Source organism: Streptomyces sparsogenes subsp. cuspidosporus (genome assembly GCF_039532705.1).
Taxonomy (GTDB): domain Bacteria; phylum Actinomycetota; class Actinomycetes; order Streptomycetales; family Streptomycetaceae; genus Streptomyces; species Streptomyces sparsogenes.
The window spans coordinates 78,838-89,515 of the sequence record NZ_BAAASD010000043.1; the positions used below are offsets into that span (position 1 = coordinate 78,838).

General features: G+C 72.4%; 11 protein-coding genes and 1 pseudogene. 6 read left to right on the forward strand and 6 right to left on the reverse strand.

The annotated features are described in order from the left end of the window. Positions 1 to 1,014: pseudogene (locus ABFY07_RS34725) on the forward strand (ABC transporter substrate-binding protein). 118 nt (positions 1,015 to 1,132) lie between these two features. Here the strand turns inward: ABFY07_RS34725 and ABFY07_RS34730 are convergent. The 3 genes from ABFY07_RS34730 to ABFY07_RS34740 all read right to left on the reverse strand — a co-directional run bounded on the left by ABFY07_RS34730 (position 1,133) and on the right by ABFY07_RS34740 (position 3,586). Continuing rightward, entirely contained in the window at positions 1,133 to 2,047 is a 915-nt protein-coding gene (locus tag ABFY07_RS34730; protein WP_346178318.1) for a S1 family peptidase, read from the reverse strand. 187 nt (positions 2,048 to 2,234) lie between these two features. After that, a complete protein-coding gene (locus tag ABFY07_RS34735) occupies positions 2,235 to 3,101 on the reverse strand; it encodes an isocitrate lyase/PEP mutase family protein (RefSeq protein ID WP_346178319.1) in 867 nt (288 codons plus the stop codon). Further along, a complete protein-coding gene (locus ABFY07_RS34740; RefSeq protein ID WP_346178320.1) occupies positions 3,098 to 3,586 on the reverse strand; it encodes a carboxymuconolactone decarboxylase family protein in 489 nt (162 codons plus the stop codon). The genes ABFY07_RS34735 and ABFY07_RS34740 overlap by 4 nt, the downstream gene beginning before the upstream one ends. Before the next feature lie 47 nt (positions 3,587 to 3,633). Here ABFY07_RS34740 and pdxR point away from each other — a divergent pair, with 47 nt between their 5' ends. Then, on the forward strand, positions 3,634 to 5,178 hold the full coding sequence (pdxR, locus tag ABFY07_RS34745; RefSeq protein WP_346178321.1) for a MocR-like pyridoxine biosynthesis transcription factor PdxR: 1,545 nt from the start codon (positions 3,634 to 3,636) through the stop codon (positions 5,176 to 5,178). A gap of 53 nt (positions 5,179 to 5,231) precedes the next feature. Here the strand turns inward: pdxR and ABFY07_RS34750 are convergent, their stop codons facing one another. Further along, positions 5,232 to 5,648, reverse strand: coding sequence for a DUF4345 domain-containing protein (locus ABFY07_RS34750; protein ID WP_346178331.1), 417 nt, complete (start codon positions 5,646 to 5,648; stop codon positions 5,232 to 5,234). A 90-nt stretch (positions 5,649 to 5,738) separates the two neighbouring features. On the opposite strand from ABFY07_RS34750, the gene ABFY07_RS34755 reads away from it, so the two are divergent. From ABFY07_RS34755 to ABFY07_RS34765, 3 genes are all read left to right on the forward strand, one after another. Then, positions 5,739 to 6,395, forward strand: a complete 657-nt coding sequence (locus ABFY07_RS34755; RefSeq protein WP_346178322.1) for a TetR/AcrR family transcriptional regulator — start codon at positions 5,739 to 5,741, stop codon at positions 6,393 to 6,395. 92 nt (positions 6,396 to 6,487) lie between these two features. Beyond that, a complete protein-coding gene (locus tag ABFY07_RS34760) occupies positions 6,488 to 6,868 on the forward strand; it encodes a hypothetical protein (RefSeq protein ID WP_346178323.1) in 381 nt (126 codons plus the stop codon). A 32-nt stretch (positions 6,869 to 6,900) separates the two neighbouring features. Beyond that, complete coding sequence (locus tag ABFY07_RS34765; protein WP_346178324.1) at positions 6,901 to 8,088, forward strand: glutathionylspermidine synthase family protein; 1,188 nt, start codon at positions 6,901 to 6,903, stop codon at positions 8,086 to 8,088. Positions 8,089 to 8,150: 62 nt separating this feature from the next. Here the strand turns inward: ABFY07_RS34765 and rocD are convergent, their stop codons facing one another. Then, complete coding sequence (gene rocD, locus ABFY07_RS34770; protein ID WP_346178332.1) at positions 8,151 to 9,377, reverse strand: ornithine--oxo-acid transaminase; 1,227 nt, start codon at positions 9,375 to 9,377, stop codon at positions 8,151 to 8,153. 143 nt (positions 9,378 to 9,520) lie between these two features. Between rocD and ABFY07_RS34775 the strand changes: the two genes are divergently transcribed. Further along, complete coding sequence (locus tag ABFY07_RS34775) at positions 9,521 to 9,994, forward strand: GNAT family N-acetyltransferase (protein ID WP_346178325.1); 474 nt, start codon at positions 9,521 to 9,523, stop codon at positions 9,992 to 9,994. A 20-nt stretch (positions 9,995 to 10,014) separates the two neighbouring features. On the opposite strand, the gene ABFY07_RS34780 is transcribed toward ABFY07_RS34775, so the two are convergent. After that, positions 10,015 to 10,503 carry a hypothetical protein gene (locus ABFY07_RS34780; RefSeq protein ID WP_346178326.1) on the reverse strand — a complete coding sequence of 163 codons (489 nt, stop codon included), beginning with the start codon at positions 10,501 to 10,503 and terminating at the stop codon, positions 10,015 to 10,017. Between the last annotated feature and the right edge of the window lie 175 nt (positions 10,504 to 10,678).

Consider the following 10,678-nt stretch of genomic DNA (forward strand, 5'->3'; position numbering starts at 1 on the left):
ATGGCTCGTACCCACGCCCGGCGTCGCGTCCGCACCCGGCGTCGTATCCGCGCCCGGCTGCTGACGGCCGCCGCCGGGGTCACCGCCCTGCTCACCGCGACCGGCTGCGGCGCGGCGGACATGACCAAGCAGTCCTCGCCGTACGCGAACGTCGGCGGCACCAAGAGCGTCACCCTCTCCGTGCAGTCCTGGGTGGGCGCGCAGGCCAATGTCGCGGTCGCCGAGTACCTTCTCGACCACGAGCTGGGCTATCACGTCGAGACCGTCCAGGTCGACGAGGTCCCCGCCTGGGACGCGCTCAGCCAGGGGCGGGTGGACGCCATCCTGGAGGACTGGGGCCATCCGGAGCAGGAGCGGCGCTACGTCAAGGAGAAGAAGACGATCGCGCCCGGCGGGGAGCTGGGCGTCACCGGCCACATCGGCTGGTTCGTCCCCAAGTACTTCGCCGACGCCCACCCGGACGTCACGGACTGGAAGAACCTCGACAAGTACGCCAAGACGTTCCGCACGGCCGAAAGCGGGGGCAAGGGCCAGCTCTTGGACGGCTCGCCGTCGTATGTCACCAACGACAAGGCGCTGGTGAGGAATCTGGGCCTGGACTACCAGGTGGTCTTCGCGGGTTCGGAGGCGGCGCAGATCACCTAGATCAAGCAGTTCGCGAAGGAGAAGAAGCCGTTCCTGACGTACTGGTACGAGCCGCAGTGGCTGTTCAACCAGGTGCCGATGGTCGAGGTGAAGCTGCCCGCGTACACGGACGCGTGCGCCGCGAAGGGGGAGAAGGACCCCGAGTCGATCGACTGCGCCTATCCGACCACCCCGCTGCGGAAGTACCTCAACGCGGACTTCGCCCGCGAGGGCGGGAAGGCGGCGGCGTTCCTGAAGAAGTTCCGCTGGACCAAGGAGGACCAGAACGAGGTCGCCGAGATGATCGCCTCGGACGGGCTCTCCGCGCAGGACGCGGCGGAGAAGTGGGTCAAGGAGCACCCGGACGTCTGGAGGAAGTGGCTGCCCTGACGCGGCCGCGCACCTGAGGCGGCCGCGGACTTGAGGGAGGCGCGGCCCTGACGCGGCCGCGCCCCGGCCCGGGACGGTTCCCGGACCGGGGCGCGGCTGCCTTTTGTGCTCTGGAGCGTCAGCCGATGACGCTGTACAGCCAGGAGCGGTGGTAGTGGAGGTCGGTGTAGATGTCGGGGGTGGACCCGCAGATCTCACCGACGCCGCGGCTGTCCACGCCGACCAGCTGCCAGCGGCCGTAGACCTTCTTCAGCAGCGGCGAACCGGAGTCACCGCCGCACGGACCGTAGGTGTCCTGCGGGTTGTCCGTGCACACATCGCCCTCGCGGATGCCCCACGAGTCATCCCCCGTGGAGTCCACCCGGCACTTCTCCGTGCTGGGGTCGATCACCTTGGTGTCGAGCTCCTGGAGCTTCACCGGGAGCTTGGTCGGGTCGCCGACGTCGGCGGTCGCGGTGTAGCCCCAGCCGAGCTGCCGGACCGGGGTGCCCGCCTTGGTCGAGGTGGGTGCGAGCGGGACCGGCTTGTTGGCCAGCGCGGTGTCGAGCTGAAGGAGCGCCACGTCGTAGCCCTCGGAGCGGTCGTCGCGCGCCTGGTACTCGGGGTCGACCTCGATCCGCTTGACCTTGGCGACGGTGCCGCCGGTGGTCCGGTCGTCGGAGCCCACCCGGACGTGGAACAGCGCCGGGTCCATGACCGTGAACGGAGCCGAATCGGTGCCCGCCGTGGTCACGCAGTGGGCCGCGGTCACGACCCAGTCCTTGCGGATGAGCGCTCCGGTGCAACGGTGACCGTCCGGGTCCCCGTTCCTTTCCTTCTGCAGGGAAACGATGAACGAGTAGTTTTCGGTGGCGTCATGGCCGCCGATAATCCTGGGGGTCGGAGTCGAGGGATTTTCCTCGGCCTGCGCCGCCCCGGCACCCGCCAGCGCACCGACGGAAAGCGCTGCCGCCAGCGCCGCACGGACCAGCGCCAACCGCCTTACGCCGCTCCGGCGTTCGCCCTCCCGGCGGTCCCCTATAAGGTTGTTCATTCTGTTGTTGCTCCCCGATTTCTGTTCCGCTTTTCGCGGAATTCGAGTGCACGATAACCCCGCCCGGCAGACGTGTCCAGCGGCTTTTTATGCCGCTTTATGTGCCGGGGGAATACGGTTGGCGCTCTTCGCCGGAATTGCGGCGAGAAATCGGGAGAGCCTTATTTCTCTTGCCGGGATTGTGGCATTACGCCTGGCGCAGCCGCTCGGCGATGTCCTCCACCGCCGCCAGCGCCTGGCGGAAGAGGCCGGGGCCGAACGTGATGCGGGTCGCACCCAGCTCGCCCAGCTCGCGCGGGGAGGGGCCGTCCGGCTTCGCGAGCGCGTTGAGCGGGGTGCCGAGGCCGGCCGCGAGCCGGGGGAGCAGCCGTGGGGGAGCGGCTATCGGGTAGACGCAGTCGGCGCCCGCCGCCGCGTACCGCCGCCCCCGCGCGACGGCCTCCTCGGCCAGCCGCTCCGGTTCCGCCCCGGCGCCGCCTCCTGAGACGTCCCCGCGCCCCGGGGCGTCCCCGCGCCCCGTGGTGTCCCCGCGCCCCGTGGTGTCCCCGCGCCCCGGGGCGTCCCCGGCTGCCGGGGCATCCCCGTGCTTCGTGGCGCCTCCGCGTACGAACACATCCACGCGGGCGTTGATGACCAGGCCGTCGCCCGCCGCGGCGCGCACCTCGGCGAGCCAGTCGGCGTGCCGCTCCGGGTCCTTGAGCCCGCCCGTCGCCCGGTCGCCGTCCTCCAGGTTGCACCCCGCCGCGCCGGCCTCCAGCAGCCGCTCGACGAGTTCCCCGGGGGAGAGTCCGTACCCGTCCTCGACGTCCGCCGTCACCGGCACGTCCACGGCGCGGGTGATCCGGGCGACCGCCGCGAACATCTCGTCGGCCGGGGTCTCGCCGTCCCGGTAGCCCAGCGAGGCCGCGATCCCCGCGCTCGGCGTGGCGAGCGCGGGAAAGCCCGCGGCGGCGAAGGCGCGGGCGGCGGCCGCGTCCCAGGGGCCGGGGAGGACGAGCGGGTCGCCGGGGGCCCGGCCGTGGTGCAGGGCCCGGAGGGCCGCGGCGCCGGTCATGCCCTGCCCGGGGCCATGCGGGTGGTGACCCCGATGCGGTTCCAGGCGTTGATGGTCGCGATCAGCGCGATGACCTGGGCCAGCTCGGCCTCCTCGAAGTGCGGCGCGGCCCGTTCGTACACCTCGTCGGGGACGAAGCCGTCGGTCAGCACGGTGACGGCCTCGGTCAGCGCGAGCGCGGCCCGCTCCTTCTCGGTGAAGAAGCCGGCGGCCTCCTCCCACGCGCTGAGCAGATTGATGCGCTCCTCGGTCTCGCCCGCCTTGCGCGCGTCCGTGGTGTGCATGTGGATGCAGAAGGCGCAGTGGTTGATCTGCGAGGCGCGGATCTTGATGAGGTCGACCAGGGTCGGGTCGAGGCCCTTACGGGCGGCCGCGTCGACGCCGATCATCGCCTTGTAGAACTCGGGAGCCAGCTTCGCCAGGGGCAGCCGGGGGCCGTGCTGGTGGGTGCCCGCGGGGGGCCGGGGGGTCTCGTTCGTCGTCATGGCTCCCACACTAGGTCGCCATTAGCCCAGGGGTATGGTCCATTCCCATGGAGGATTCACGGGCCACTTCCGCGCAGCCCGCGCGCTCACAGCCGCCGAGCCCGCAGCCCCGGAGCACGCGGTCCCCGAACACGCCGCCCGCACCCGCACCCGCCCTCGGCGCCGATCTCCATCTCGACCTGCCGCGGAGCGGCACCACGGGGGTGCGGGCGGCGCTCATCGGTGCCCTGCGCGACGCGGTGCGCAGCGGTCGGCTCGCCCCCGGGACCCGGCTGCCCTCCTCCCGCTCGCTCGCCGCGGACCTGGGCATCGCCCGTAACACCGTCGCCGACGCCTACGGCGAACTGGTCGCCGAGGGCTGGCTCACCGCCCGGCAGGGCTCGGGGACCCGCGTCGCCCGGCGCGTCGTGCCGCCCGAGCCCGCGCCGCCGCGCACCCCGCCGACCGCCGGACCGCGCCGGCGCCCCGCCTACGACCTGCGGCCCGGCTCGCCCGACGTCGCGTCCTTCCCCCGCGCGGCCTGGCTCTCCGCCGCCCGGCGGGCCCTGACCGCCGCGCCGGCCGACGCCTTCGCGTACGGCGGCCCCGCCGGCCGGCCCGAACTGCGGCGCGCGCTCGCCGACTACCTGGCGCGCGCCCGGGGGGTGCGGACCGACCCGGAGCGGATCGTGGTCTGCGCGGGCTTCAAACAGGGCCTGGCCGTCGTCAGCAGGGTGCTGCGGGCCGGGGGCGAGCGGGACGTGGCCGTCGAGTCGTACGGGCTGGACTTCCACTGGGACCTCATGCGGCGCGCCGGGCTGCGCACCGTGCCGCTGCCGGTCGACGACCGCGGCGCCCGCACGGACGGGCTGGCCGGGCTCGCCGGCGTACGGACCGTCATGCTGACCCCGGCGCACCAGTTCCCGACCGGGGTGTCGCTCCACCCCGACCGCCGTGCCGCCGTCGTCGACTGGGCCTCCCGCGCCGGCGGTCTGGTGGTGGAGGACGACTACGACGGGGAGTTCCGCTACGACCGCAACCCGGTCGGGGCGCTGCAGGGGCTCGACCCCGAGCGCGTGCTCTACCTGGGCACGTCGAGCAAGAGCCTGGCCCCGGCGCTGCGGCTGGCCTGGATGGTGGTCCCCGCCCACCTGATGGACGAGGTGCTGGCCGTCCAGGGCGCGGGGGAGTGGCCGACGGGCGCGCTGGACCAGCTCACGCTCGCCGAATTCCTCGACTCGGGGGCGTACGACCGCCATGTTCGCGGCATGCGGCTGCGCTACCGGCGGCGCCGCGACCAGTTGGTCGCGGCGCTCGCCGAGCGTGCCCCGGGGGTACGGGTCAGCGGGATCGCGGCGGGTCTGCACGCGGTGCTCCGACTCCCGCCGGGGACCGAGCGGTCGGTGGTGCAGGGGGCCGCCTGGCAGGGGCTCGCGATGGACGGACTGTCCCGCTTCCGGTACGGCGCGGATCCGCGCGGCGCGGGCGGGCCGGGCGCGGAGGACTTGGGCGCGGAGGAGCTGGGCGACGCGCTGGTGGTCGGCTACGGCACCCCGCCCGACCACGCGTTCACGGGCGCGCTGGAGGCACTGTGCCGCGCGCTCCCGGGGTGAGCCGCTGAGCCGCCGATGCCGAGGGCCCGGCCGGAACCGGCGCGCGCACGCCTTCACCGCCCGGCGGGCACGGCGGCCTCCACATCGCCGCGTGAGGTCCGCTCCTCCGCGCCGGCCAGCCAGAAGAAGACCGGCGGCAGGCCGAGTTCGATCACTGTCAGCGCGATCTGGAACCAGTGCGGCCGGCCGTGCACGGCGAGCGAGAGCAGCCGGCCCACGCCGCCCAGCAGGAAGACGCCGGCCAGCCACCGCACCGCCCGAGCCGGGATCGGACGCTGCCGCGCGGCCCAGAGCCAGGCCAGCCCGTAGCCGACGAAGCCGGCCCCCATGAACCGGCCCCAGCTGTCGACCGTCGTGCCGGCGGAACCGGCGCCGGGGATCGCCGCGTTGCCGAGGGCCACATGGAACAGGCCGATCGGCACGCAAGCCCACCCCATCAGCTGTGTGAGTACGCGCAGAGCTCTGGCCATCATCCCTCCGAGCCGCCGTGGCGGAGCTTAGTTGACACGCGTCTACTACAGTGGGCGCGTTAGTAGACTCATGTCAACTAAGCTTCGCTCGTGTCTCCACGCCAGCGCCTCAGCCCCGCCGACCGCCGCGCCCAGCTCCTCGCCGTCGGCGCCCGGCTCTTCGCGGCGCACCCCTACGCCGATGTGCTGATGGAAGAGGTCGCCGAACAAGCCGGTGTCTCCCGCGCTCTGCTCTACCGTCACTTCCCCAGCAAGCACGCCCTCTTCGCGGCCGTCTACCAGCAGGCGGCGGACCAGCTGCTCGCCGAGACGCGGCTCGACCCCGCCGACTCCCTGGTGGAGCAGCTCATCCAGGGCATGGACGTCCACCTCGACTACTTCGTGGCGAACCGCCACGCCGTCCTCGCCGCGAACCGGGTCCTCGCGGGCGACCCGGTGATCCAGACGATCATGACGAACGAGCTGGACGCGCTCCGCGCCCGGCTGCTGGCCGTCCTCCCGCTCGCGGACGAGAGCGCCCGCGAGGCCGTGTCCGGCGTCCTGAAGAGCTGGCTGGTCTTCGTCCAGGTCCTCTGCGTCGACTGGCTCACCCACGAGACCTGTACCCGCACTCAGCTGCGCGACGTCTGCGTCGGCGCGGTCCTCGGGGCCCTGCGTCCCCTGCTCGCCGAGGACCCCGCCCCCGACTGGCCGCCCCAGCGCTCCGGCGCGCCGGCCCAGGGCGGGCCGGACCGCCACGACGCATAGCGGCCGGACGGACGCTCCCCTGCCGTTCACGTGTGCGAGCGCGCCCTCTAGGCTTGCGGCGCGACAGGCAAGCGACCGGGGGAGACGCCACGATGGAGCAGAAGGGCCGGCGCAGGCTGCGGTCCAGCACGGTGATCCTGGGCGGCATGGGCGCGCTCGCCGCCGCGCTCACCTCCTGTGGGTCCGAGCCGGACAAACGCTGTGTGGACCGGAACAGTTACGACGTCGTCAAGGGCTATCGCGTCGTCGACTCCAGCGCCTGCAACTCCTCCTCGTCCTCTTCCTCCGGCAAGAAGAGCGGCGCCAAGGGCGGCAAGAAGAGCGGGAAGAATGGCGGCAAGACCGTCGACGGCGACTGGTACTACGACGCCGACGTCAGCAGCGGCTGGGCGGACTACGGCACCTTCGACAAGAGCAAGGCCGCGGACCGCGGCGGCTTCGGCTGCTCCGGCTCCGGCTCCGGCGGCGGCTGACCGGACAGCCCGGACCCGAAGCGACCGGCACCGTGAAGCGCCACACCACCACCCCGCGCCCCGACTGGCAGTCCACCGTCGAGGAACAGGGCGTCATCTACCCGCTCACCCGCTACCCCGACGGCTCGCTGCGCCCGTACTGGGACGAGAGTGCCTACTACGCGTTCTCCCTGCCCGAGGTCGAGGCGCTCGAAGAGGTCGTCGAGGAACTGCACCGGATGTGCCTGGCCGCGGCCGAGCACATCGTCGAGGCGGACCGCTTCGCCGACCTGGGTCTCGACGACCCGAGGCTGGCCGGCCTGGTCGCCGAGTCCTGGCGCCGGCGCGCCGAACAGCCCAGCGTCTACGGGCGGTTCGACCTGCGCTACGACGGCGGCCCGGGCCCGGCCAAGCTGCTGGAGTACAACGCCGACACGCCCACCTCGCTGGTGGAGGCGGCCAGCGCCCAGTGGTTCTGGATGGAGGACCGCTTCCCCGGCGCCGACCAGTGGAACTCCCTGCACGAGCGGCTGGTCGACGCCTGGAAGAAGCAGGCGCCGCTGCTGCCGCCCGGCGCGCCCCTGTACTTCGCTCACTCGGCCGGGGACGAGCTCGGCGAGGACCTGATGACGGTCGCGTATCTGCGCGAGACCGCCGAGCAGGCCGGGCTGCGGACGGAGGCGATCTCGATGGAGGACATCGGCTGGGACCGCCTCTCCGGCCGCTTCGTCGACAAGCGGCTCCGCTTCATCCGGGCCTGCTTCAAGCTCTACCCCTGGGAGTGGCTGGCCACCGACCGGTTCGGCCCGTACGCGCTGGACACGCTCGACAACGGCGGCGGCACCGGCTCCACCCTCTGGATCGAGCCCGCCTGGAAGATGCTGCTGTCCAACAAGGCGCTGCTTGCCGTCCTGTGGGAGCTCTTCCCCGGCCACCCCAATCTGCTCCCCGCCTACCTCGACGGCCCCCGGGAGCTGGCCCGCACCACCGGGTACGTGGCCAAGCCGCTGCTGGGCCGCGAGGGCGCGGGCGTCACGGTGCACCCGCCGGGCGCGGAGCCCGTCGTACGGGAGGAGCCGTGCTGCTACCAGGGGCTGGCGCCGCTGCCGGACTTCGACGGTAACCGGGTGGTGCTCGGCACGTGGGTCGTCGAGGGCGAGTCGGCGGGGCTCGGCATCCGCGAGTCGGCGGGCCTGGTCACCGACGAGTACGCGCGCTTCATCCCGCACGTGATCCTCTGAGCGGGCCGCCCCGGGCCGCCGAGCGTCGCTCGACGGCCCTCGGTCAAAGGCTCACGCGAAGCTCACCCGGCCAGGACCGCCCGCAGCTGGTCAAGACCCCAGTCCAGGTCCTCCTTGCTGATCACCAGCGGCGGCGCGATCCGGATCGTGGAGCCGTGGGTGTCCTTGACCAGCACCCCCCGGTCCATGAGCTTCTCCGAGATCTGCCGCCCGGTGCCGAGCGCGGGGTCGATGTCCACCCCCGCCCACAGCCCCCGCCCCCGCACGGCCCGCACGCCGCCCGGCTGTCCCGGGCCCGCCACCAGCAGCCCCAGCTCGCCGTGCAGATGCTCGCCGAGCTCCGCCGCCCGCTGCTGGTATTCACCGCTGCGCAGTATGGCGATGACCTCCAGGGCGACCGCGCAGGCCAGCGGGTTGCCGCCGAAGGTCGAGCCGTGCTCGCCCGGCCGGTACACGCCGAGCACCTCATGGGAGGACACGACCGCCGACACCGGCACCACACCGCCGCCGAGCGCCTTGCCCAGCACATAGACGTCCGGCACGACCCCCTCGTGCTCGCAGGCGAAGGTCCTGCCGGTGCGGCCGAGGCCGGACTGGATCTCGTCCGCGATGAACAGCACGTTCCGCGCCCGGGTCAGCTCTCGCACCCCGGCCAGGTACCCGGCGGGCGGCACCAGCACCCCCGCCTCCCCCTGGATCGGCTCCAGCAGCACCGCCACCGCGTCGTCCCCGGCCGCGTCCAGGGCCGCCTCCATCGCGGCCAGGTCGCCGTACGGCACGATCTCGAAGCCCGGCGTGTACGGACCGAAGTCGGCCCGGGCCTCGGGGTCGGTGGAGAAGCTGACGATGGTCGTCGTCCGGCCGTGGAAGTTGTTGTCCGCCACGATGATCTTCGCCCGGCCGTCCGGGACGCCCTTGATCCGGTACCCCCACTTCCGCGCGGTCTTCACCGCCGTCTCCACCGCCTCCGCCCCGGTGTTCATGGGCAGCACCATCTCCATCCCGCACAGCTCGGCCAGCTCCGTGCAGAAGGCGGCGAAGCGGTCGTGGTGGAACGCGCGGGAGGTGAGCGTGACCCGCTCCAGCTGGGCCTTCGCGGCATCGATCAGCCGCCGGTTGCCGTGCCCGAAGTTGAGCGCCGAATACCCGGCGAGCATGTCGAGGTACCGCTTCCCCTCGACATCGGTCATCCAGGCGCCCTCCGCCGACGCGACGACGACCGGAAGCGGATGGTAATTGTGCGCACTGCGGGCCTCGGCGGCGGCGATGGCGCGTTCCGTTGAGGTCAAAGTCATGCTCCGTTCGGTGTCGGGGCTGATCTGTGCTCTTTTCTATCGTCGCGCGGGTGGTTTGCGAAGAGACTTTGCGGCGCCGGAGCCCCACTGGATCGAGCCACCCCCGACACGAAATGATCTGCCCGGAGGTTCCCGACATGAGTGACGACAGCAAGATCCGGATCCGACCTGCCGAGGAGGCCGACGCGCCCGTGATCGCGCGCATCCACATGGCCTCCCGCGCGGCGACCATGCCCTATCTGCCCCCGCAGCAGCGCGACCACGAGCAGGTGACCCAATGGATCCGCGACATCCTGCTCAAGCAATGCCGCACCTGGGTCGCCGTGCGCGGCACGGAGATCACCGGCTACGCCGCCCTCGACGGTGACCTGCTCGACCACCTCTACCTGCGCCCCGACGCCCGCCGGCAGGGCATCGGCACCCTCCTGCTCGACGAGGTCAGACGGCACAGCCCCGACGGTCTCTCCCTCCACGTCTTCCAGCAGAACACCGAGGCCCGCGCCTTCTACGAGCACCACGGTTTCACCGTCCTCGACACCAACGACGGCGACCGCAACATGGAGAACCTGCCCGACATGACGCTCCGCTGGACACCGAACCGCATGCGGTGAGCCGTGCACGGGCCGGATCATCAGCTCATCGGGCAGGGGATGGTCGGGCGGATCCGGTTCGCGCTGCACGCGACCACCTGGACGGAGGCGAATCCGGTTCCGCGCAGATACCACCCGCCGACGACGTCTCCGCCCCAGCCGAGCCGGTCTTCTGCTGCGGTCTGCCATTCGGCTTGGCGCGCGGGGTCCCTGTCGTGGTCGGTCATGAAGGCGGGGGTCAGGTCGGTGACCTGGTCGCGGTACCAGGCGGAGGCTTTGTCCGGCTCCTGGAAGGTGGCCTTGATCATTCGGGCGGGGCGCAGCAGCCAGTGCGGCACTTCGAGCGGGGGTACGTCGCTGGCCGTGAAGGCGGGGCTGGCGGCGGCGATCTGTTTCCACTGCTGGGGCGGGATGGTGTGGACGATGAGGTGGGGTGGTCTGCGCGCGGACTCGTCGTCGTAGGTGCGCCGGTCGCCGGTCCAGCGGTAGCAGTGCCAGTGGTCGGGCGGGGGTGGGGGCGGTGCTGTCACGGGGGCTCCTGCGGGGGTGCGGGCGGCCCCTCCTCGTGGCGGGGGGCTGGCCGGGGGGCGGGGCCGCCGTCTGGCTAGTGGGCGTACTGGCGTCCGTCGTCCGAGTCGCCGGGGGTCTGGCCGCCGGGTGTGGGGGCGTCGGTGTCCGGCATGGTGTCGCCGTCGCCCGGGTCCT

What these genes read in the sequence shown, in the direction of transcription:
- ABFY07_RS34730 (WP_346178318.1), bottom strand. Translation starts at nt 2,047, where the DNA reads ATGAACAACCTTATAGGGGACCGCCGGGAGGGCGAACGCCGGAGCGGC.
- ABFY07_RS34735 (WP_346178319.1), bottom strand. Translation starts at nt 3,101, where the DNA reads ATGACCGGCGCCGCGGCCCTCCGGGCCCTGCACCACGGCCGGGCCCCC.
- ABFY07_RS34740 (WP_346178320.1), bottom strand. Translation starts at nt 3,586, where the DNA reads ATGACGACGAACGAGACCCCCCGGCCCCCCGCGGGCACCCACCAGCAC.
- pdxR (WP_346178321.1), top strand. Translation starts at nt 3,634, where the DNA reads ATGGAGGATTCACGGGCCACTTCCGCGCAGCCCGCGCGCTCACAGCCG.
- ABFY07_RS34750 (WP_346178331.1), bottom strand. Translation starts at nt 5,648, where the DNA reads ATGGCCAGAGCTCTGCGCGTACTCACACAGCTGATGGGGTGGGCTTGC.
- ABFY07_RS34760 (WP_346178323.1), top strand. Translation starts at nt 6,488, where the DNA reads ATGGAGCAGAAGGGCCGGCGCAGGCTGCGGTCCAGCACGGTGATCCTG.
- ABFY07_RS34775 (WP_346178325.1), top strand. Translation starts at nt 9,521, where the DNA reads ATGAGTGACGACAGCAAGATCCGGATCCGACCTGCCGAGGAGGCCGAC.